The sequence below is a fragment of the bacterium Scap17 genome, assembly GCA_013376735.1.
Lineage (GTDB): Bacteria > Pseudomonadota > Gammaproteobacteria > Pseudomonadales > Halomonadaceae > Cobetia.
Window position 1 is genome coordinate 1,710,576 of sequence record VINJ01000001.1, and the last position, 21,930, is coordinate 1,732,505.

General features: G+C 62.5%; 20 protein-coding genes and 2 pseudogenes. 8 read left to right on the forward strand and 14 right to left on the reverse strand.

The features are described 5' to 3' along the window. The 6 genes from uca to FLM52_07445 form a co-directional block, all read right to left on the reverse strand. Entirely contained in the window at positions 1-3,855 is a 3,855-nt protein-coding gene (gene uca / locus FLM52_07420) for an urea carboxylase (protein ID NVN55614.1), read from the reverse strand. Positions 3,856-4,042: 187 nt separating this feature from the next. Next, the gene (locus tag FLM52_07425) at positions 4,043-4,753 is read right to left on the reverse strand and encodes a DUF1989 domain-containing protein (GenBank protein NVN55615.1); all 711 of its coding nucleotides are present in this window, start codon (positions 4,751-4,753) and stop codon (positions 4,043-4,045) included. Positions 4,754-4,836: 83 nt separating this feature from the next. Next, on the reverse strand, positions 4,837-5,598 hold the full coding sequence (locus tag FLM52_07430) for a DUF1989 domain-containing protein (GenBank protein NVN55616.1): 762 nt from the start codon (positions 5,596-5,598) through the stop codon (positions 4,837-4,839). Beyond that, on the reverse strand, positions 5,582-6,484 hold the full coding sequence (locus tag FLM52_07435; protein NVN55617.1) for an ABC transporter ATP-binding protein: 903 nt from the start codon (positions 6,482-6,484) through the stop codon (positions 5,582-5,584). Before FLM52_07435 ends, FLM52_07430 begins: the two co-directional genes overlap by 17 nt. Then, on the reverse strand, positions 6,481-7,305 hold the full coding sequence (locus tag FLM52_07440) for an ABC transporter permease subunit (protein ID NVN55618.1): 825 nt from the start codon (positions 7,303-7,305) through the stop codon (positions 6,481-6,483). Before FLM52_07440 ends, FLM52_07435 begins: the two co-directional genes overlap by 4 nt. A gap of 120 nt (positions 7,306-7,425) precedes the next feature. After that, positions 7,426-8,574 (reverse strand): lipid kinase, encoded by a 1,149-nt coding sequence (locus FLM52_07445; GenBank protein ID NVN55619.1) that lies wholly within the window; start codon positions 8,572-8,574, stop codon positions 7,426-7,428. A gap of 474 nt (positions 8,575-9,048) precedes the next feature. Between FLM52_07445 and FLM52_07450 the strand changes: the two are divergent. From FLM52_07450 to FLM52_07465, 4 genes and pseudogenes are all read left to right on the forward strand, one after another. After that, positions 9,049-9,468, forward strand: a pseudogene (locus FLM52_07450) (hypothetical protein). A 56-nt stretch (positions 9,469-9,524) separates the two neighbouring features. Beyond that, the gene (locus FLM52_07455) at positions 9,525-10,541 is read left to right on the forward strand and encodes an IS30 family transposase (protein ID NVN55620.1); all 1,017 of its coding nucleotides are present in this window, start codon (positions 9,525-9,527) and stop codon (positions 10,539-10,541) included. Between the two features lie 105 nt (positions 10,542-10,646). Then, complete coding sequence (locus tag FLM52_07460) at positions 10,647-11,336, forward strand: hypothetical protein (GenBank protein ID NVN55621.1); 690 nt, start codon at positions 10,647-10,649, stop codon at positions 11,334-11,336. Between the two features lie 295 nt (positions 11,337-11,631). Then, a complete protein-coding gene (locus tag FLM52_07465) occupies positions 11,632-12,870 on the forward strand; it encodes a histidinol-phosphate aminotransferase family protein (GenBank protein NVN55622.1) in 1,239 nt (412 codons plus the stop codon). 94 nt (positions 12,871-12,964) lie between these two features. Here the strand turns inward: FLM52_07465 and FLM52_07470 are convergent, their stop codons facing one another. Continuing rightward, on the reverse strand, positions 12,965-13,378 hold the full coding sequence (locus FLM52_07470) for a YeeE/YedE family protein (GenBank protein NVN55623.1): 414 nt from the start codon (positions 13,376-13,378) through the stop codon (positions 12,965-12,967). Continuing rightward, positions 13,375-13,833 (reverse strand): YeeE/YedE family protein, encoded by a 459-nt coding sequence (locus FLM52_07475; GenBank protein NVN55624.1) that lies wholly within the window; start codon positions 13,831-13,833, stop codon positions 13,375-13,377. The genes FLM52_07470 and FLM52_07475 overlap by 4 nt, the downstream gene beginning before the upstream one ends. Here FLM52_07475 and FLM52_07480 point away from each other — a divergent pair. Further along, complete coding sequence (locus tag FLM52_07480) at positions 13,814-14,884, forward strand: LysR family transcriptional regulator (GenBank protein ID NVN55625.1); 1,071 nt, start codon at positions 13,814-13,816, stop codon at positions 14,882-14,884. The two genes, FLM52_07475 and FLM52_07480, sit on opposite strands and share 20 nt — an antisense overlap. Positions 14,885-15,026: 142 nt before the next feature. Here FLM52_07480 and FLM52_07485 read toward each other — a convergent pair whose 3' ends face one another. The 6 genes from FLM52_07485 to FLM52_07510 form a co-directional block, all read right to left on the reverse strand. Further along, positions 15,027-15,776: an oxidoreductase gene (locus tag FLM52_07485; GenBank protein ID NVN55626.1), complete on the reverse strand. Its 750-nt coding sequence runs from the start codon at positions 15,774-15,776 to the stop codon at positions 15,027-15,029. A gap of 249 nt (positions 15,777-16,025) precedes the next feature. Then, positions 16,026-16,814, reverse strand: a complete 789-nt coding sequence (locus FLM52_07490; GenBank protein ID NVN55627.1) for a hypothetical protein — start codon at positions 16,812-16,814, stop codon at positions 16,026-16,028. Positions 16,815-16,998: 184 nt separating this feature from the next. Then, the gene (locus FLM52_07495; protein ID NVN55628.1) at positions 16,999-17,337 is read right to left on the reverse strand and encodes a multidrug efflux SMR transporter; all 339 of its coding nucleotides are present in this window, start codon (positions 17,335-17,337) and stop codon (positions 16,999-17,001) included. Next, the gene (locus FLM52_07500; protein ID NVN55629.1) at positions 17,334-17,702 is read right to left on the reverse strand and encodes a QacE family quaternary ammonium compound efflux SMR transporter; all 369 of its coding nucleotides are present in this window, start codon (positions 17,700-17,702) and stop codon (positions 17,334-17,336) included. Before FLM52_07500 ends, FLM52_07495 begins: the two co-directional genes overlap by 4 nt. A gap of 238 nt (positions 17,703-17,940) precedes the next feature. Beyond that, complete coding sequence (locus FLM52_07505) at positions 17,941-18,564, reverse strand: response regulator transcription factor (protein NVN55630.1); 624 nt, start codon at positions 18,562-18,564, stop codon at positions 17,941-17,943. Further along, a complete protein-coding gene (locus FLM52_07510; GenBank protein NVN55631.1) occupies positions 18,561-19,397 on the reverse strand; it encodes a hypothetical protein in 837 nt (278 codons plus the stop codon). The genes FLM52_07505 and FLM52_07510 overlap by 4 nt, the downstream gene beginning before the upstream one ends. Positions 19,398-19,550: 153 nt before the next feature. On the opposite strand from FLM52_07510, the pseudogene FLM52_07515 reads away from it, so the two are divergent. From FLM52_07515 to FLM52_07525, 3 genes and pseudogenes are all read left to right on the forward strand, one after another. Next, positions 19,551-19,724 (forward strand): annotated as a pseudogene (locus FLM52_07515) (ammonium transporter). A 554-nt stretch (positions 19,725-20,278) separates the two neighbouring features. Then, complete coding sequence (locus tag FLM52_07520) at positions 20,279-21,253, forward strand: phosphodiesterase (protein NVN55632.1); 975 nt, start codon at positions 20,279-20,281, stop codon at positions 21,251-21,253. Then, positions 21,250-21,906: an HAD family hydrolase gene (locus FLM52_07525; GenBank protein ID NVN55633.1), complete on the forward strand. Its 657-nt coding sequence runs from the start codon at positions 21,250-21,252 to the stop codon at positions 21,904-21,906. Before FLM52_07520 ends, FLM52_07525 begins: the two co-directional genes overlap by 4 nt. Positions 21,907-21,930 lie beyond the last annotated feature (24 nt).

Here is a 21,930-nt window from a genome sequence, read left to right on the forward strand (position 1 = left end):
TCACAGCGTCTCCTCGGAGGACAGGGTCGATTGGGCGTTGTCTGGTGCGCTGGCATCAGCTGTGTCAGTGGCTTCCACGGCGGTCGACAGCACGATCAGCGGCTGGCCGGGGGCGACGCCACTGCCTTCCTTGATCGGCAGGCGCACGACGCGGCCTGCAGCGTGGGAGCGAATCTCGACTTCCATCTTCATCGACTCGACCAGCGCCACCACCTGGCCGGCCTCGACGAGATCGCCCTCGGCGACTTCCAGTTTCCACAGGCTGCCGGTGACCGGCGTGTCGATGCCCAGCTCGTCATCGCTCAGGCTATCGGCTTCCTGCACCTCGTTGATCTGGTCCTCGAAGATGAACTGGCCGCGCGCATGCCAGTCGTCGATTTCCTGCTGGAAGGCCGCCTGACGGCGTTCACGGAAGGCATCGGTCTCGGCCTGATGCTCGGCGATCTGGGCCTGATAATCGGCGAGACGGAAGCGGGTCTTCTCGATCTTGAGGTCGTAGCGTCCCTGGGGATGGTCACGACGGATCTGTTCGAGCGCCTCGTGGCTGACCGGGTGGAAGCGCAGCTGATCGAACACGCGCAGTAGCCACGGGCTGGTGAAGTGTTCGGTACGGCGATAGCGATTCCACATCTGCAGCGTGCGACCGACGAACTGATAGCCGCCGGGGCCTTCCATGCCGTACACGCACAGATAGGCGCCGCCGATGCCCACCGAGTTCTCGGCGGTCCAGGTGCGTGCCGGGTTGTACTTGGTGGTCACCAGACGCTGGCGCGGGTCCAGCGGCGTTGCCACCGGCGCGCCGAGATAGACATCGCCGAGGCCCATCACCAGATAGCGCGCATTGAGCACGATCTCGCGCACCGCGGTCTCATCGGCGAGGCCGTTGATGCGGCGGATGAACTCCAGGTTGCTCGGGCACCAGGGGGCGTCCGGGCGCACCGAGCGCTGGTACTTGTCGATGGCCTGCTGACACGCCGGGTCATCCCAGGACAGCGGCAGGTGCACGGTGCGTGCCTCGATCTCGATGTCCTCGACATCCTTGAGCGCGACCTCGGCCTGCTCCAGGTGCGTCATCAGCGTGGCGAGCGTCAGGCTGCGCGGATCGTAGTGCAGTTGCAGCGAGCGGATGCCCGGGGTCATCTCCATCAGCCCGGGCAGCGGATGCTCCTTGAGCCACAGCATCCAGGCGTGGGCGCGGAAGCGCAGCGCGATATCCAGTTCCATCTGGCCGAATTCGATCAGCAGGAAGTCATCGCCGGCGCGGCGATAGACGATCTGCTCGCCGCCTTGCTCGGCGCTGAGGCGCTTGAGCACCGGCGAGTCATCGGGACGCGGGCGTTGCTCGGCGATATCGCTCAGCGTGGCAATGCCGCTCAGTGTGTTGCTGGTCGCCGCCAGAGGTGACTCCAGTGCGTCGAGCTGGCCATTGGCGAGGGCTGCGATCACGGCATCCTGCTGCACCTCGATGGTGCGGGCTTCCTCCAGGGTCAGCGCGACGAAGCGGATGCGATCACCGGCGGCTAGCTGGCCCAGCTTCCAGCGTTCGGCGCGCACCACGGTGGCCGGGCACACGAAGCCGCCCAGTGACGGGCCGTCCGGGCCGAGGATGACCGGCATGTCGCCGGTGAAGTCGATGGTGCCGAAGGCATAGGCGTTGTCGTGGATGTTGGAGGGATGCAGACCGGCCTCGCCGCCGTCGGCGCGTGCCCACTGCGGACGCGGACCGATCAGGCGCACGCCGGTGCGGCTGGAGTTGTAGTGCACTTCCCAGCGGTGGCCGAAGAAGGTGCTGATGTCGTCTTCGGTGAAGAAGTCCGGCGCACCGTGCGGGCCGTAGAGCACGCCGATCTGCCATTCGCGGCCCGTTGTCTTGCCTTGTTCCTTCTTGCCTTGATCATCATCGATGATGCTGGCGCCCTGCGGGATCAGCGCCTCGGGCAGCTGGGTCAGGGCGGGCTTGTGGCACTCGGCGAGATCCGCCAGCGGCAGGGTGTCGCCACTGCGCAGCGCACGTCCGGCATGGCCGCCGAACTGACCGAGGGTGAAGGTCGCGCGCGAGCCCAGATACTGCGGGCAATCGATGCCACCGGCGATCAGCAGATAGCTGCGCGCGCCGGCGGCGACCTTGCCCAGGCTCAGGGTGCTGCCAGCGGCGATCTCGTGCACCTGCCACAGGGCAAGCTCGTGAGTCGCCAGGTCAGCGGAGCTGGCGTCAGATGCTGAAACGGACAGCGTGGCGGGCATGGGCGCACCGGCCAGCACCACGCGCGTGGCACGATTGAAGTGCAGCGTCGGGCCATTGAGGGTGATCTCGAGGCCAGCGGCATCGGCGGCGTTGCCCAGCAGCGCATTGCCGAGTCGGAAGGCGTAGTCATCGAAGGGGCCGGAGGGCGGCACGCCCACATCCCAGTGGCCCTGGCGACCCGGCATGTCCTGCACGGTGGTCAGGGTACCGGGAGCGATCACTTCAAAGGTCGGCGCGTCCCATTCGAGGCCTTCCAGCCAGCGGGTGTAGATCACGACATTGATAAAGCGCGGGTCCTCCAGCAGGTGCGACAGCCACTGGCGGTTGGTCTCGATGCCGTAGAGGCGAGAGGCCGCAAGCGCATTGGAGAGATCGCCACGCGCCTGTTCGCGGGTCGGGGCGTGCACCATCACCTTGGCAAGCATCGGATCGAACCAGGCGGGGACCTCGAAACCGGCCTCGATGGAGTGATCCACCCGCAGCTGGCTGCCCCCGGTGAGGGCGGCGGTCACTGCGTCGTTGGCGAACTCCACCTCGGTGAGCAGGCCGCTTGAGGGGCGGAAGTCGTGCTGCGGATTCTCGGCATAGACGCGTGCCTGCATGGCGTGGCCACGCGATGTGAGCGGTGCGACCAGCTCGCGCAGACTGCCCAGTTCGCCGGCGCCCAGCTTGAGCATCCAGGCGACGATGTCCACGTCCCATACAAGCTCCGTGACGCCGTGCTCGACCTGCAGGCGGGTATTGACCTCGAGGAAGTAGAAGGCCTGACGCTCGGCGTCATAGATGAATTCGACGGTACCGGCGCTGCGGTAATTGACGGCTTCGCCCAGGCGGATGGCGGTGGCGATCATGTCTTGGCGAACGCGCTCTGGCAGGTCGGGGGCCGGGCATTCCTCGATGACCTTCTGGTGGCGGCGCTGACTGGAGCAGTCGCGCTCGCCCAGCGCGATCACCGTGCCTTCACCATCACCGAACAGCTGCACCTCCAGATGGCGGGCGCGGGCGATGTACGCCTCGAGGAAGACGCCGCCATCCCCGAAGTTGCGCTCGCCCAGCCCCTTGACCGAATCGAAGGCGCGGCTGAGGGAGGCTTCTTTGTCACAGACCTGCATGCCGATGCCGCCGCCGCCGGCGGTGGACTTGAGCATCACCGGATAGCCGATACGTTCGGCCTCGCTCAGTGCGCTCTCCACGTCGTCGAGCAGGCCGGTGCCGGGCACCAGCGGCACACCGGCATTCTCGGCGATGGTGCGCGCCTCGTGCTTGAGGCCGAAGGCGTGGATCTGCTCGACGGTCGGGCCGAGGAAGACCAGGCCGGCGGCATCACAGGCCTGGATGAAGCGGGTGTTCTCGGACAGGAATCCGTAGCCCGGATGGACGGCCTGGGCGCCACTCTCACGAGCGACAGCGATCAGCTTGTCGATGTCGAGATAGGTCTCGGCGGCGGCACCTTCGCCGAGGCTGTAGGCTTCATCGGCCTCGCGCACGAAGGGGGATTCACGGTCGGCTTCTGCGTAGACGGCGACGCTCTGGACACCGAGGGCACGCAGTGTGCGCTGGATTCGGGTGGCGATGGCGCCACGGTTGGCAATCAGGACCTTGTGGAACATGACGGAGTCATCCTTCCGGCGGCGGGTCGTCCCGCCTTCAAACTGTAAGCTGCCGGTCGTCCGGTAGCCGGGCGGAGCCTTGAGGGCTGACGAGTGATGCAGAAGAGATGACATCGTCAGGTGTGGCTCGGCCGTGTCTTGTCGTATTCGAATGCTTCGGTGCAGCTTTACGGCTCAGCTCGGCGGCTCAATCCAGCGGCGAGTCGCTGATGCGGATGGCAACCGGTGTCGGGTCGTAGCCATTGCAAGGGTTGTTGAGCTGCGGGCAGTTGGAGAGCAGCACGTAGACGTCACGCTCGGCGACCATCTCGACGTACTTGCCCGGGGCGGACAGGCCATCCTCGAAGCTCAGGCCGCCATCGGCGGTGACCGGTACGTTCATGAAGAAGTTGATGTTGTGGCCGATGTCGCGCTTGGTCAGGTCGTACTTCGGGTAGCGGGCGATGGCCAGCATCCAGTTGTCACGGCAGGAGTGCATATGGCGCTTCTCCAGGTCGTAACGCACGGTGTTGGACTCGCTGGAACAGGCGCCACCCAGGGTGTCGTGACGGCCACAGGTATCGCCGGTGATGGTCAGCAGCGCACGGCCACGGGTGGAATAGAGCACCGTGCCGGTGGTCAGGTAGACCTTGCCCTGCTCGCGCACGGTGTCCATCGCGCTGTAGCGCTCGGCGGTGTCGTCGGCGGAGAAGAACAGGGTGTCGGCGGCCTGATTGCCGTGCAGGTCGGTGATGCGCAGGTGCTGGCCGGCGCGGACCAGACCGATGAAGTGATCGCCGGCCTCGACGGTGCGCTCAAGCTCGCGTGGCTGCTCGGCCGGGTCGGCGTAGCTCAGCGGTGTGCCATCGGTGGTGGTCGAGGTGTGGGCCTGGGGGTGTTCAAGCGTCGAGGTGCACATGGGGTTGTCCTTTGTCCTTGTCATCTAAGGCGTCGTCGCCATTTGCCAGTCGGCGTGGCGTCGGTCTCTGTTCGGGAAACGTCTCAGCCTGCCAGGTGATAGAGCTGGTTGTTGGCGTAGGCGCGGGCATTCTCGGGGCGCGACAGATAGCAGGCGTCGTGCTCATCCATCGCTGTCGCGGTCCCGAAGGTCATGTCCACGCCGCGCAGCGGATATTCCTCCGCGGGGTCCAGCGGATGCGGGCAGGTATGCAGGATGACGATGGTGTCCATCTCGAAGCGCAGGGTGACGCTGTCGCCGGCGGCGCAGTGGTCCGCGACGTAGTGCAGGTTGGCGTCTTCATCGGCACGCACGCGGGAGAACAGGTTGAGGTTGGCGCACAGGTCGCGCTCGCCCAGGCCGTACTTGGCCATCTCGATCAACAGGCTGTCGTGACCGCTGGGCGTGAAGTCATTGAAGGCTTGCTGATAGGCCTTCTTGTGCCAGCCCTTGGCGGCGAAATGATGCTCCATCAGGTTGCCGCTGGCGCTGTCATGCCAGCCGAGGTCGTCCTGGATGATGGAGGCGAAGATGCGGCCCATGTCGGAATACAGGCAGTGACCTTCGGTGAGGCGGAAGGTGTGCTGACCCTTGAGGGTATCCGGCAGGTTGAGACGCTCAAGCAGATCCAGCGGGTTGTACATCACCAGGCCGACATTGGCGTTGGCCTGGCTGGCGGTCAGCTTGAGCGCGCTGCCACGCGGCATGCGCATCGACCAGTGATGGCCGCCGGGCAGGTGCGTCTTGTACTTTGCAGTAAAGCTGGCAGGTGTGACGCTATTGGCGGTTTCAAGCGGTGCGTTCATTGAGGTGGCCTCCAGGGGTGTTGGCGTGTGCGCTGGCATGAGCGCTGGAAGGGGCGTTCGTTCGGGAGCAAGTCGCGGTGCCCGTAGCCGGTGCCTCGGCGGCCGGCGTGGCGGCGGAGCCGGAGCTGATGGCCGAGTCATCGCCTGGTGCACTGGCAGAACGCTTGCTGCGCTCGGTGGGCAGGTCATAGGTGATGGTCGAGCCATAGGCCTGCGGGGCCTGCGGGTCGACACGCACCTTGTCGAACACCCAGACGCGTGAGCCCAGCTCGAAGGCTTCCTTGAGGTCATGGGTGATCATGAAGATGGTCAGCTGCTGTTCTTCCCACAGACGCAGGATCAGCTGATGCATGTCCTTGCGGATGCCCGGGTCCAGTGCGCCGAAGGGCTCATCCAGCAGGAGAATGCGCGGCTTCATCATCAGCGCCTGGGCGATGGCGAGGCGCTGCTGCATGCCGCCGGACAGCTCATGCGGGTACTTGTCCAGCGCATGGGACAGGCCGACTTCTGCCAGACGTTTCTCAGCAGCGACCCGGGCTTCGCGACGCTTGGCACCGAACAGCTTGCCGGTCAGCGGGGCGCGCGCCAGCTCCTCGGCCATGATCACGTTGCCCAGCACCGTGAGGTGCGGGAAGACGGAATACTTCTGGAAGACGATGCCGCGGTCCGGCCCCGGCTCGCCGGGGATGGGCTTGCCATCGAGCAGCAACTCACCGCGCGAGACGCCCTCGGTGCCCAGCAGCAGCTTGAGGAAGGTGGTCTTGCCGCAGCCGGAGGCGCCGACCAGGGTGATGAATTCTCCGGCCTCGACGGTCAGGTTCATGCGTTCCAGCACGACCTGCTCACCGTAGTGCTTCTCGAGACCCTTGGCGTGGATCAGGCTCATGATTGGCTCTCCTCAGCGTGGTACCAGGGGAAGGCGCGGGTCGAGACGAGCACCAGCAGACGGTCGAGCAGGAAGGCCAGCAGCGTGATCCAGGCCACGTAGGGCAGGATGATGTCCATCGCCAGATAGCGGCGCACCAGGAAGATGCGGTAGCCGAGGCCATCCTGGGCGGCGATGGCTTCCGCGGCGATCAGGAACAGCCAGGCGCTGCCGAGTGCCAGGCGCGTGGCGCTCAGAAGGCGCGGGGTCAGCTGAGGCAGCAGGACGCGGGTCAGCACCTGCCAGGAGCTGGCGCCCAGGGTCTGGGCCTTGATCAGCTGCTCATCGGGCAGGCGCAGGGCCTGATTCTGCAGGTCGCGAATCAGGAAGGGCGTGATGCCGATGACGATCAGCGCGATCTTGGCCAGCTCGCCGGTACCGAAGGCGATGAACAGGATCGGCAGAATCGCCATCGGCGGAATCAGGGACAGCACGGTGATCAGCGGTGACAGCTTGGCGCGCAGCAGCGGCAGGCCACCGGTGAGCAGGCCGACGCTCAGGCCGATCAGCGCACTGATCAGCACGCCGGCCAGCAGGCGTTCGAGACTGGCGAAGGTGTCGGTCCACAGCGGCAGGTCGCCGGTGCGCACGTTGACCTCAGTGGCTAGTCGGGTGAAGGACTCGCCCATGGCCGCGAAGGACGGCAGCAGGCGGTCATTCGGGTTGTCGAGCAGTCGCTGGTTGGACTGCACGATGTAAGGGATGGCCAGCAGCGCGAAGGGCAGGCCGCCGAGCAGCCAGCGGCCACCACGGGAGGGTGTCAGGTTGATCAGACGTTTCATGCGCGGGCTCCACGGGTGCGTACGAAGGTGCGAACAAAGATGCGGTCTAGGGAGGCGCTTGGTTCACGTTCCGCGGGGCAGGCTGTCCCGCGGAGCGTTTGCGGCATCCACCGCGTGGCGTTACTGGCTGTCAGCCAGTGCGGCGGTGTAGCTCGGGTCGAAGCGCAGCATCACGTTGCCCTCATCGCCGATGACACCGGCGGGGGTCTCGATACCGATGAAGCCGGAATCCGGCGCACCTTCGCCCAGCAGCCCCTGCGCGAAGCTGAAGTCGGCGATGTGCTGCATGGTGTCCTTGAGGCCTGGCGCATTGAAGGCGGCCACCGACTCGGCGGGGGTGTAGTACATGTGGGTCGCGGCCAGCTGGGACTGATAGCCGGCGAGATCGGTGCCGGCGGCATCTGCCATCTGGGTCAGCGCAGCCTCGTCACCGGCCTTCATCTTCTCCATCACCTCATACCAGGCGCCGACCAGCGCATGGCCGAAGTCCGGGTTGTCCTTCAGCGTCTGGGTATTGACGACCATCAGGTCGAGAATCTCGCCGGGGATGTCGCTGGAGTTGAAGACTTCGGTGTAGCCGGGCATGTCCTTGAGGGTGGCCAGCTGCGGGTTCCAGGTCACCACCGCCTGGGTATCCGGGTTGCTGGCCAGCGCCACGATGTCGGCATCGCCGGTATTGGTGGTGGTGAGGTCTCGCTCGCTCATGCCGACGCTGTCCAGCGCACGTGCCAGCAGGTAGTGGGAGACACTGAACTGCACCAGATTGACCTCACGACCCTTCAGGGACTCGATGGAATCGCCGTCGCGGACCATCACGCCGTCATTGCCATCGGAGTAGTCGCCCAGAATCAGCGCGGTGGAATCCACGCCGCTGGCGGCGGGCAGGGTGAGGGCGTCCATGTTGGTCATGGCGCAGCCATCGACATTGCCGGAGGTGTACTGATTGGTGGACTCGACGTAATCGTTGACCTGCACCACATCGATGTTGATGTCGTACTTCTTGGCCCACTTGTCGACGATGCCCTGGGTGTCCGCGTATTCCCACGGCATCCAGCCGGCATACACCGACCAGCACACGCTGAAGGAATCTTGCGCCATGGCCTGCGGGCTCAGCGATGCGCCAAGCAGCAGGGCGCCGGCCAGCGCAGCACGTTTGGAAGCGTTTCGGGAAACGGTAGATGAAGCAGATGAGACAGCAGCGGATGACACCTGGGCGCTGGCATCCGAGGGGGAAGTCGCGGACTGGGAAAGGCGAGTGAGCTGGGTCATTGTCGTTATCTCCGGCGGAAAAAGTGAGAGGCGCCGACCTTTTCAGGCGTTGCGTCTCCCGGGCTTTTGTCCCGCCGTGTAACCCCCAGCTTGGAGGTCGAGTGCTCTCGGACCAGTCGTGACGGCCATCAGCCAGTCACCGGAACCCTAGCGCTCCATTGGTGTAGATTTTCGATTGTTGTATGCCTATCGGTGCCTCGGTGAATGTCTAGCAGGAAGTGTGCCGGAGAGAATTTCTTCATATAAAACAATGCTATATAAGATTTCATGCAGCATGGATATGCATATCGGAATCGTACACTGCACCAATTTGATGAATTTTTCCGTCTCTTGCACCTTTGTGAAGTCAGTCGAGAGTGAGTGCTATCCAGTGGCCAGTGAGAAAGAAATCCAGAGATATTTTTAATACACAGTTGGTTGTTTTCAAAATATGGTGAAGATAATATGTGATTATCTTGGATAATTGATGGCTAAATCATGGATAAAAATAAACTCAGAAGCTTGGTAGGCGACTTATATAATATTGTTAATGAGCTGGAAGAAATGTTCCCCGGGCGACATTTCACTCCGGATGGCCATATGGTAGGGAGTCTAGGAGAGTGCCTAGTTGCCAATGCATATGATCTAGAGCTTCTGACTGCTTCCAACAAAGGGTATGACGCTATCGCCAAGTGCGGTACCAAGATCGAAATCAAGGCAACACAAGCGAAATCGGTTGCATTTCGCAGTGAGCCCGAGCATGCAATTGTGATCAAGATTTTACCCGATGGTAGCTTTGAAGAAATCTATAATGGCCCTGGATCATTAGTATGGCAGCAGTTTTCTGAAAAGAAACTACCTAGTAACGGACAGTTTCAGATTTCTCTTGCAAAACTGAAAGTGATGAACAAGTCAGCTTGGCCGCAGATTCTGAGTGCAACACCTGAGTTTCCCTGTAAGGTATTGCGCTCATGTCATACTCAGAACTCAGCATCACCGATCGTGCCACTATCCAGGTTTGCCTCTCTCAAGGCCTGAGCCTCCGAGCCATTGCTCGATGCCTAAGTCGTTCTCCCTCCACTATCAGCCGCGAAATTCGCCGAAATAGTGTACCGGGCAACGACTACCGAGCTGAACGCGCGCAAGTGTCGCGACTCAAGCGTCGGCGCTTTTGCCGGCCCAAGCGAAAGCTTTCCATCGGTAGTGAGCGGTTCAGGCTTGTCGAGTACCTTCTTCGTCGCTACTTGTCTCCTGAGCAGATCGCCGGCAAGCTTCGACACATGAATTTACCCAAGCTTGAAGACGCCTACGTCTGTCGCGAGACGATTTACACCGCCATCTATGCGCTGCCGGTTGGGCAACTACGCAAAGAGCTCATCCATTGCCTGCGGCATGGCAAAAGTACGCGTAAGCCTCGCCGTGGTGAGACGGACCGGCGAGGTCAGATCCCCGACATGGTCAGCATCCACCTTCGCCCGCCCGAGGTGGACAAGCGCGAGATGCCTGGGCATTGGGAAGGCGACCTGATCAAGGGAAAAGGCAATGCCTCAGCGGTTGGCACTCTTGTAGAGCTCAGTAGCGGATACTTGATACTGGCAAAGATGCATGATGCGACTGCGACCTCAGCCGTAGAGGGCTTCAGTGCCGCGCTGAACAGAATGCCATTGGCAGCACGAAAAACCCTGACGTATGACCAAGGACGAGAGATGGCCAGACATGCCGCTATCACGCAAAATACTGGCGTCGCCATCTACTTCTGTGATCCCCATAGCCCTTGGCAAAGAGGCAGCAACGAGAATATCAATGGCCTTATTCGCCAGTATCTCCCCAAGGGAACGGATCTGTCACTGACCAGTCAGGAAGAGCTGGATGCCATTGCCTTCGAGCTGAATATGCGGCCTCGAAAACGCTTCGACTTCAAATGCCCTATCGAGGTGATGAATGAACTGATGGCAAAGCACAATGAAGCACCACCCTCAATTCAATAGGGTGTTGCACTCAGAGCCTGCATCCGCCCAGTCTGTTTCGGAGAGCGTATAAGGCCGTAATATAAATGCATTATGCATATGTCAACCTTCTATGAGTAGTTGATCATGGCACTTTCACAGATGCAGATCATCCAATCCTTGGGTGAGGCGATGGCCTGGTTTGAGCGAGAACTGAACTGGGGCGTGCCGCCGACTGAGCTACGTCATCTTTGCGGACGCATTGGTGAGCTTTACGCTGCATTGATCACCAATGGTCAGATGGCGACCGAGGTGAATCAGCGCGGCTATGACGTGGTAAGCGGTGACGGTGAGCGAATCTCGGTCAAAACCACTGCGATGATGAGCGGTGGAGGCCATGTTGCTTTCAATCCCCGCTCGTTGGATGAAGTGGAGCGCATCATCATCCTGCGTATCAATACAGAAGAGATGCAGATCGAGAAGTTGCTGGATGCCACAGTGGAAGAGGCAAGGTCGTTGATGTCACCGGAGCGCGCGGGCAAGCAGAGTATCTCGTTGTCTCGATTGGCCAAGACTACGAAGCCGCGCAGCGAGCTGAAAGCCGTGCGTGAGGTCATGTACGCGTCTTGTATTGTTCGCGAGCTTGAGAACGGCAGCATCGAAGTCGAGCGTGATGATGGTCAGGGGATGCAGTCAGTGAGCCCTGTTCAGCCAGTGCTGCGTGAATTGGCAAAACAGTTGAATCTGCCGCTGGTGAATGGCAACGGCAATCCGCACAACACTCGTCAGCTGGGTAGCCTGGTCATCAGGGAGATTGCTCAGGAATCCACTGGGTGATTCAGCTGTGATGGGTTTCAAGACACCGGCCATTGGCCGGTGTCTTCGTATCTTGGGCTTGCTTCCAATTCGGCTCTATCCAGCGCTCACAATGCAGCACGTGGCTTCCCGAGGGGTTGCCCTTGTCGCGGCGCATTGTTGCGCGATCCGGCGCGTCGTTTCGTTGTGCCTCTCACCAAAGTCTTATACGTTGGTGGTGCTTTATTAGCACATACAAAAACAACGGCTTGCTCCCGATGGCCCGTGTGCCTTCACACAAGGGGGAAGGGCAGCAGCGATAGACAAAGGACACACGATGACAGACGTAGTCGAGAAGGATCTGCAGGAGTCTTCTGAGGTTCAGGCGGTTGAGAAGGGCTCTCCATCATCGCGTTCGCGTCGTGGTTTCCTGGGCATGAGTGGGGCGGCAATTGCCGGGGCGGCGTTGGGTCAGTTCTTGCCGGAGATTCCCAGTGCCTTTGCCAAGGAGACGGCACCAGCGGCGGCGGTGCTCAAGCCTTCCGCCAAGTCACCGGTGCGACTCAATTACAACGAGAATGCGCTTGGTATGGCACCGTCTGCACAGCGCGCCGCAGCGGCATCTATCCCGCATTCCAATCGTTATCCCTTCGCCCATCTGGGCAAATTGCAGTCATTGGTGGCGACTCACCACAAGGTACCGAGCGAGAGCATTCTGTTCACGCCGGGCTCCTCGGATGCGATCCGTGCCAGTGTGCTGGCCCATGCGACTCCCGATACCCAGCTGGTGATTCCCGAGCTGACTTATGGCGATGGCGCTCTGTATGCGGGCTTCTATGACCTCGCCATTCGCAAGGTGCCGTCCTCGCGCGAGGACTGGTCATTCAAGATTTCCGACATGAAGCAGGCCGTGGCCGACCACTCCGGCCCCTCCATCGTCTATCTGGTGAATCCCAACAACCCGACCTCGACCATCATTTCCAGTGATGAACTGGAGGCCTGGGTCAACGACAGCCGCGACGATACGCTGTTCATCATCGATGAAGCCTACGCCGAATTCGTCAATGACCCGGCCTTTCGCTCCGCCGATCATCTGATTGCCGGTGGCGCGAAGAACGTCCTGCTGCTGAAGACCTTCTCCAAGATACACGCCATGGCTGGCCTGCGTGTCGGCTACGCCGTCGGCGATGTCGATCGTCTCGAGCACGTCTCCCACTACGTCGAAGACGATGCCATGACACTGTCGTACCCCGGCGTGATGGCGGCGACGGCCTCCATGCTGTCACCGGAGTTTCTGGTCCACAGCAAGCAGAGCAACGATGAAGCGCGCGCCATCTTCACGGCGACACTCGACGAGCTGGGCTGGGAGTATCTGCCGGGGCAGACCAACTTCGTCTTCCACCGTATCTCCAGGCCGCTGAAGGAATTCCAGACCGCGATGAAGGAACGCCATGTGCTGATCGGGCGTGCCTTCCCGCCGGCAGATGGCTGGTGCCGCATGTCACTCGGCACGCCGGAGGAGATGCATTATGTCGCCGCCGTGCTGCGCGAAATGAAGGCCAAGGGCGTCGTCTAGTCGTGACGATTTCCCTTGCAGAAAGACGCAAACGCCCGCCATTTGGCGGGCGTTTCTCATGCGTGGCTTTTTCTTGAGTCGCGTAGCACTTGGGTCAGTGGCTGCGCGTCAGGCGAGTGGCCAGCCACCAGCCCAGCAGCATCGTCACCAGAAAGCCCGCCAATGGCAGAGTCATGGCGCTGCTGGAGACGATGGCAGGCCCGGGGCAGTAGCCGCTCAGCCCCCAGCCGACACCGAACAGCGCCGCGCCTAGCAAAAGACGCCCATCGATATCGCGACGCGTGGGCAGCTGGAAGCGCTCGCCCAGCAGAGGAGTGCCACGCCGCCAGACGAGGCGATAGCCGAGGAAGGTGGTGATGACGGCACCGCCCAGCACGAAGATCAGCGTGGGGTCCCAGTCTCCGGCCACGTCGAGAAAGCCGACCACACGTGCAGGGTCGGTCATGCCGCTGAGTGTCAGTCCGAGGCTGAAGACCAGGCCGGTGAGAAAGCCGATGACCGTTTTCATGGTGACTCCCCCAGCAGATGTTGGCTCACGAACACCGTCAGCATGGCCACAGCCACGAACACCACCGTGGCCACCAGCGAGCGAGGGGAGAGGCGCGCGATACCGCAGACCCCATGACCACTGGTACATCCGCCGCCGATGCCTGTTCCGATACCCACCAGCAGACCGGAGAACGTCATGCTCAGTACCCCGCTGGCGGGATTGCCGATCAACGCATCCGTGCTTGCGGCCACATTGCCCCAGTCAAGATTGAGTAGCAGGAGGAGTAGTGGGCCGCTGATCAACCCCAGCACGAAGGCGATACGCCAGCGGCGGTCCGGGCCTGATTCCAGCAGCGCGCCCCGCGTGACGCCACTGATACCGGCGATACGTCCCAGCGATGCCATCAGCATCACTGCCGAGAGACCGATCAGGACCCCGCCGGCGAGTCCTTGCATGCTGCTTGTCATGTCCATGTCGTTCATCCTCGTGTCGCGATCATCCTGCGGTGCGTCGATGATATGCTCGCGGCTGGTGAGCGCCAACCGGCTGTCTGGCCGCTTGGCTGCACGACCAGGACGCCGACCTTTCGATGGAGGGCACCGCAGGAGCACCATGAACGAACTGACCCAACGCCTGCGCACCTTTCTCAAGGTGGCGGAGCATCAGAGCTTCAATGTAGCGGCGCGGGAGCTGGATATCGCCAGTTCCACGGCGACGCGTCACGTCAATCATCTGGAGCGCCAGCTGGGCGAGCCGCTGCTGGTGCGCACCACGCGCCATGTCCGGCTGTCGCCGGCCGGCGAGCGCGCCCTGATCCGCTTTCGCGCCATTCTGGCCGAGGTGGATCAACTGGAGGATGAGCTGGAGACGCTGAGTGAGCGGGTCGCGGGGCCGCTGCGCATCTCGGTGCCGTGGCGCTATTCGCGTCTCTATCTGGCACCGCTGGTGAGCGAGTTCATGCAGTGCTATCCCGAGGTGGCGCTGGATATCGTCAGCAGCGACCAGCGGGTGGACCTGGTCGAGGACCACTTCGACGTGGCCCTGCGCATCGGCCATCTGGAAGACTCCAGCCTGATCGCGCGCCATATCAGTGACCAGCGCTTCGTGCTGGCGGCCGCGCCGTCCTACCTCGCCGCCCAGCCACCTATCCAACATCCTGAGGATCTGGAACAGCACCGTCTGCTGACCTTCAGCTATACCACCGCCAATCATCACTGGCGGCTGGTGCAAGGCGAGCGGGAGCATCGCATCTCGGTGCGCGCTCGCGCGCTGCGCACCAACAATGCCGACATTCTCACCCAGGCGGCGCTTGGGGGTGCCGGCGTGGTAGTGCAACCGCTCTGGGCCATTCGGGAAGAGCTGGCAAGTGGCCGCCTGCTGGCGGTGCTGGAGGACTTTCAGGTCACTTCATCGGATTTCGACACCGGTATCCACGTCGTCTTCGCGCGCGAGAATCAGCACAACCCGCGCGTACGTGCCTGGGTCGACTTCCTGCTCGCCCGCCGCGAGCGGCTGTCCTGCTGACACGCCCTGTGAACGACACGCAGGAAAACACGAAGGGCCCGGTCTCCAGAGATCGGGCCCTTCGTGTTTTCAGGCTGCGCGCTGGGTACTTACCGGGCGGCACCTGCCAAGCGGCGCCTGGCCACTGATGCTCAGGCAGCCATCAGTAGAGGATATCGCTGCGGATGATGTACTTGGCACCGTCGCGGATCGGCTCGCTGGCATGCACGCAGTGCTGCGGATGCGAGCCATGCGGGAAGCACAGTACGCCACCCTTGGGCGTGGAGACCGAGACCTTCTGGATATCATCCTGCGACTGGGCCGGCTTGCCGGGGTCGCGACGGCTGACCAGAAACTCGGTGCGCCCGCCGGTATAGCCATCGCTCAGGAAGATGAGGAAGGTGTACTGGCTCATCAGGCCTGGATAGGCGTCCTGAACGATCTCGCCATTGATGACGCGACTGCCCGGCCAGGCACCATCGGTGTGCGGCTTGAAGAAGTCGCCGGCCTCGTAGCGATAGGTACGAAAGCGCGCATTGATGCCCTTGGCGCCTTCGCCCTGGATCTGCTCGGTCACCAGCGGCGCCGAGCGCTGCCAGATGACCTGATCGACCGCTTCACTGACGACCCAGTTGACGTTGTGGTTGTGGCGTACCGAACGCGGCAGGGAGACGGGCGCATCTTCCTGGAAGCCCATTTCCTCAAGCGCGGCGACGAAGTGGTCGGCCTCTGCGGGTGTCAGCACATTGAGCAGCTGGAAGGCACCCGGGACGCCCTCGACCTCCTGACGGACCACCTCTGGTGCCGCGTCGGCCTCGAAGAGATCAGACACGTCGCCGTTGTCGGTCCAGATGGGCAGTGGCGTGGGGGAGAAGCCGCGTTCGTGGCGGACGACATGGAAAGACAAGCTCATGGCAAAGCTCCTGAATGACGAAGAATGTATGACGAGAACGTGGTGGCCGCCACGCGGTGGCCGCCAGGCGTTGGTCGCCAGGCCTGCAAGGAGGGAAGCCCGGACGACGGTCATCTGGCGGCGAGTGCCGATAGGGGCGGGCGAGCGGCGAGAGAGGAGCAGCTACCCAGATGGGCCAGGTGTCTGCCATCTCGACCGCGGCGCTCAGCCGCCACTAGCCAGTCGTTATCAACCAACGGCCGTGGCATCTCAGTCGGGATAGCGGACCAATACCCGCGTCTCGAGACTGGTGCGTGTCGGCGCATCGTCGGGCGTATCGAGCAGCTCGGCCGCGGTATGCGCGACCGGTGGCTTGCCGGCGCTGTCGAAGGCGTTGAAGATGATGGCTTCGTCGGGGCGCATCTCGGAGGCGAAGTACCAGCGGTGAGCCAGATTGTGCACGAGGCCCTGGATCTGGCCGCAGCGGTCCGGATAGAGGATCTCGATGTTGACCCAGTCCTCGTCTTGCACGCTCCGGGTATCGGCGAAGGCCAGCGGGTCACGTGCGACGGCCTGCTCGACCGGCTGCCAGACATTGACGATGCCGTAGTGGCCGCTCAGCCACTGCTCCGCCTGCTCGGGTGGGAGCAGATCGCGCACGCGCTGCGGGCCAGAGCGCGGCGAGTAGTCGACATGCACATGCTGTGCCGGCACGCGCTCCCCCTCGAACCCGCGCAGGGTGTGGTCGAACACCTGCACTTCACTGACGCCGAGCTGCTGCTTGAGCAATGCCTCGATGGCCGGTGTGTGCAAGTGATTGCGCACCTTGGGATCGCGTACATCGACGGCAAGTTCTGGCGTGTCGAGAAACAGCAACCCCTGGGAGGCGAAGCTGGGCGGTGTGGAGCGCAGGTCCTGCAGCCTGACACCGCGGCGGTCATGCTCCGGCTCGATGCGGCGACCGGTCTCGCCGTTCGGGTCCACCTTGATCTGCAGACCTTCCGGGCGGTCGAGCTGATAATTGACGAACGCCATGCGGGTAGGGACGGGCGCTGACATGAACGAGACCTCCTTCACGATGGGTTGTCAGAGGATGCCGCAGGGACAGGCACTCAGGCTGATGCCTTCAGTGCCGAGTCCGGGAGGCTGGTTCACGAGGCTAGTGCACTGGCACGGGCAGAAAAAGGCGCCGGTCGGCAATTGGTCATTGCATAAGTTGCAATAATCAGCCGTCGATTGTCGCTCAATGCCCGCCGGACAGGTGCAGACCGGCGATGGACAGCAAGATGACGCCGATGCAGGCCATGCGGCGAAACGAGAAGTGCTCGCGCCAGAACAGCACCCCGATGATGGCGCTGACCACGGTGCCGATGCCGGAGAACACGGTGTAGGCAATGCCCAGACTGATGGTGTCCATGGCAGGATACAGCAGGCTCAAGGAGGAGCTGAAGCCCAGCGCGACCAACAACACGCCCATGCGGCGATGCTGATTGGCGTACTGGTTGAAACCGGTCACGCCGACGACCTCGCAGCAGCCGGCGGCGATCAGATAGACCCAATCCATGCTGTCACTCCTGTTCATTCATTGAAGGTGGGCTGTGGTGTGGCATTCATCTGAGCCCGCTTGTCAGCAGGTGCGCTGGGGGCCGTCTTGAGCACAATGATGCCGATCAGCATCAGCACCACGAAGCCCAGCGTGGACCACTGGAATTCGAGATCGAAGAACAGCAGATCAGCGACGACGGTGCCGACCGTGCCCAGGCCGACGAAGATGGCGTAGGTGGTGCTGGCGGGCAGTGTCTTGGCGATCTGGGTGACCAGACTCAGGCTGATGATGACCAGCAGTACCGTCAGTGCCCATTCCAGCGGGCTGTCGGCGACCTTCAGGCCCGTGGCCCAGCCGATTTCGCACAGGGTCGAGATCAGGAAGTAGAGCGTGATACGCATGATGATCGGATGTCCTTGTGAAGTGTCGGGAAAGTGGGGCGTTCAATCGCTAGCGTAAGACGTGTGTTGCATGAATGCGGGGCTATATGAGTTTTTGAAGATGTTTCGATTCAGGAAAAGGCGGAGGGAGCCCCTCCGCCTGTTGTCCCTCCACCTGCTGCCAGCAAGTCGTTGGTGCAGCCTCGTCTGACTCGCGTCCCCGTGAACAGAAGTTCTAGTGAACAGTGATCGGAACGCGTCAGGAGGCCAGCGGCGTGGTCGTCGCCTGAGTCGCTGACTCCTCGTGTGGCGCCAGCGGGAGGATTCGCCGCGGCGGGCAGCGCCTCAGTCTGCTCCTGCTCGTGCTCCTGTTGATGTGTAGGTGCCTGGGAGTGTCGTTCGCGCTGGCGGTGGTCCTGCTGCAGACGCCGGGCGAGCAATAGCAAGGTCTCTTCCTCCAGCCCCAGTTGCCGTCGACCACGGCCTGCAGACGCTCGAGAATGCGTTCGGGGTCGGTGTCCTTCATCAGGTAGCCATCCGCCCCTTGCTGGATGGCATCCAGCAGGTGGCGGCTGTCATCGGAGGCGGTCAGCAGCACTACCTTGAGAGTGGCATCATGCTGCTTGAGATGGCGCATCAGGGTCAGGCCATCGAGCTGTGGCATCTGCCAGTCGACGATCACCAGCTCCGGGGCAAGGGTGGGCAGGGTCTCCAGCAGGTCACTGCCGTCATCGAAGTCGGCCACGACCTCGAACAGGCCACCTTCACTGAACAGCTCGGCCAGCCCGCGCCGAAACAGCGGATGGTCGTCGACGAGCACGACTCGTGTCGGGGGTGTCGAGGGTGTCTGGTGTGTCGAGGACATCTGGCGAGTCACGGTCATGTGTCGTGGCGCTCCCAGCTCAGTATCACGCGGGTACCGCCCTGGCGGGGTTGGGTGATGGCAAAGTCGGCCCCGAGCTGGCGTGCGCCATCCTGCATGATGCCCAGCCCGAGGTGCGCAGGGGGAATATCGGCGAGATCAAATCCGCAGCCGTTGTCCTCGATGGTCAGCAACACCCGCTCCGCCGGCTGAGGCCCTGAAGATTGATGAGGCCCTGAAGACTGGTAGAGCAATTGCAGGCGCAGGTGGGTGGCTCGGGCATGGCGCACGCTGTTGGTCATCGCTTCACGCACGATGAACATTACCTGCAGGGCCTGGGCATCGGGGAGGTGCAGTGACTGGATGCGTTTGTCGAGCTCGAACACCATGCCTGAGTGTGTCTCGAATTCCTCGATCAAGTCATCCAGCACGCGGGCCAGCGGCGCGTCACCCCAGGTGGCGTGCGCGCCGTTGATCAGCTCCCGGGTCTGGCGCAAGGCGCGCCGGGCCTGGGTATACACGTCCTCGGCCAGTGCCTGCACCTCCTGTGACGCATGGCGGGCGGCGCGACTCAGGCGTGCGCTCTGCATCTGCAGATAACTCAATTCCTGGGCGAGGGTATCGTGCAGCTCCGCTGCCAGATGTCGGCGCTCGTTCTTCAGCGCCTCTGCCACCGCTGCCTTCCTGTCTTCGGCGTGACGCGCCTGTTGCTGCTGATGCAGTGCCAGGCCACGGCTCAGGGCGTCGATGACGGCGCTCGCGTGCCGCGATTCGAGTGCGACGGCTGTCGACTCACCGAGCCATAACCAGTCATCGCCCGTCGTCACTCTGCCCGTTTCCTCTCTGTCCATCATCCCTCTTTCAGGGAGGGGCGTGAGGGCGATCAGCACGCCATCTGGCGTGCCGCTCGTGTCAGACACCTGCTGTCGGGCGCCGGGATCGCGACCGATATCCCTGATGGCTTGCTGCAATCTTTGACGCGTCGCGGTTGGCAGGGCGAGGCCGGCTTCCCGAATGTCGGCGAAGGTGTGCCGGACGTTTCTTTCACCGGCCAGCTGACCGGCGCGGTGGTGATGGCACTGACGGGCTTCATTCCGGGCTGGGGCGTGGCCTATCTGCTCAAGAAGTTCAACCTGCTGCGCGTACCGCCGCATGTCGAGGTACTGGGGCTGGACCTGTTCTAAGTCCCGGCCAAGGCCTACCCGGAGAGTATGGCAACTGAGTCATCTTCGAGTGTGCCGGCACGTTCCGGTGGGGTGGTGGCAGCGCCCATGGACAAGCGCCCGGACATCAGCTGAGCCCTGGTAGCTGAGCCTCGGCGCACATCCTGAAAGGGTCAGTCTGTCGAGATAAGTGCGGACTGGCCCCGTTATTGCAGTACTGGTAGACCCAAACGATATCCGCTTTCGCAAGGAGTCTTGCAATGGAAACTGTCGATACTGTGGTACACGCTGGCAACTACGCCTTCTTCTTCAGCAACTCTGGTGCCGTGGCGGTGTGCCTGCTGGTTGCCGCTGGCGCCTGCATTGCGCTGAGCGCCAACATCCTGCGCCACGAGAAAGCGTCCTTCGAGAGCAAGAAGACGCCGTGATGCTCCTGGCATCATGACCCGCACCTATCAAAAACGCCGCAGCGCTCAGCGCTGCGGCGTTTTTGATAGGTGCCATGCACCCGAGTGGCTTTGTGCGAAGAGAGTGTGGCATGCGTCACGCAGTCGTCACCTGAGGGCTTGATAATGGCAGCCCCTCAAGGTGGCACTCATGGAACGCGCGATAGCATGAAACTGATTCATCTGACCGACACCCATCTGGTCGCTCCTGACAAGCGACTTTACGGGCTGGACCCACGTGCACGGCTGGCCGCTGCTGTCGCTGATATCAATCTGCACCACGGCGATGCTCAGGGCGTGATCATCAGCGGTGACCTGACCGATCGCGGTGAGCCGGCCGCCTTCCAGGCACTGCGTGAGGTACTGGAAGAACTGTCGATGCCGTATTTCCTCGGCATGGGCAATCACGATGCGCGTGAGACACTGCAGGCCGCCTTCCCGGAGCTGCCCTGTGATGACGGAGGCTTCGTGCAGTATGCGCATGCCTTCGGCCCCGACGCCGATGATTGCGTGCTGGTGATGCTCGATTCGGCCGTCGCGGGGGAGCATGGCGGTCTGCTGTGTGAGTCTCGCTTGGCGTGGCTGGATGCCTGTCTGGCTGCGCATCACGATCGCCGTATCCTGCTGGCGCTGCATCATCCGCCCATGGCCCTCGGCATCCGCTATATGGATGACATTCGCTTGCAGAATTCACAGGCGCTGCATGACGTGATCCAGCGGCATGGCAACGTCGAGCACTTGCTGTTCGGGCATGTGCATCGTCCGGCCAGCGGTGTCTGGCGGGGGCTCTCGTTCTCGACCTTGCCGGGCGTCAATCATCAGGTTGGGTTGGATCTGGTCTCCGCGGCGGACTGTCTCGCCGGCAGTCATGAGCCGCCGGCCTATGGCGTGCTGATGATAGGCGAGGAGCAGATCGTCAATCACCTGCATCTCTACATGGATGACAGTCGCCGCTATTTCTTCCACGACACGCTCGAGGCCGCCCAGTCGCTGGAGGCGCTCGATGAATTGATCGCTCTGCAGCGCGATGAGCGGATTCCGACTCGCGAGCGCGAGCCGTTGAGCAACACCTTGCAGGCAGCTGAGGCAGCAAAAGAATGAACAAAGCGTTATATGTCTTTGATTTTGATGGTGTGATAGCCGACAGCCTGACACTGTGCCTCAAGGCCTGTGAACATGCGGCGCACCTGGAAGGGCGGACGATCGTGCTGGAACGCGATAGCTGGGAGTCGCTGGACAACGTGACCTTTGAGGAGATGGCGCGTGTGCAGGGCTTCACGGACGAGGCTGTCGCGCGCTTTGCCGCGCATGTCTTTGCCTATACCCGCCAGGCGACGCCGCCGGCGGTCTTCACTGGCATGCGCGAGGCCTTGTCGGCACTCGCCGAGCAGGGTGACGTCATGGTGTTGTCGGCCAATCACAGCGAGATGATTCGTGCCACGCTCGCCGCCGCCGGCCTGTCGGACTGCGTGTCACAGGTGCTGGGCGGTGAGATCGCGGGCAGCAAGGGGGCCAAGCTGGCGCGTCTGTTGGCAGCGCCGCACGTGGCGGTGGAGCGCAGCTGGATGGTGGGCGACGCTGTCAGCGACATTCGCGCCGCGCACGAGGCAGGATGTCGTGCCGCTGCGGTCAGCTGGGGATGGCAGAGCCCCGAGCGGCTGACCAGCATGGCGCCGGAGCGGATCATCGCGCAGCCTCAGGCGCTGATGATGCTGAGTGACCCGAGCATGACCCCGTCATTGACTCACGTTTGAGTCGCTGGAAACACGATCCATGGC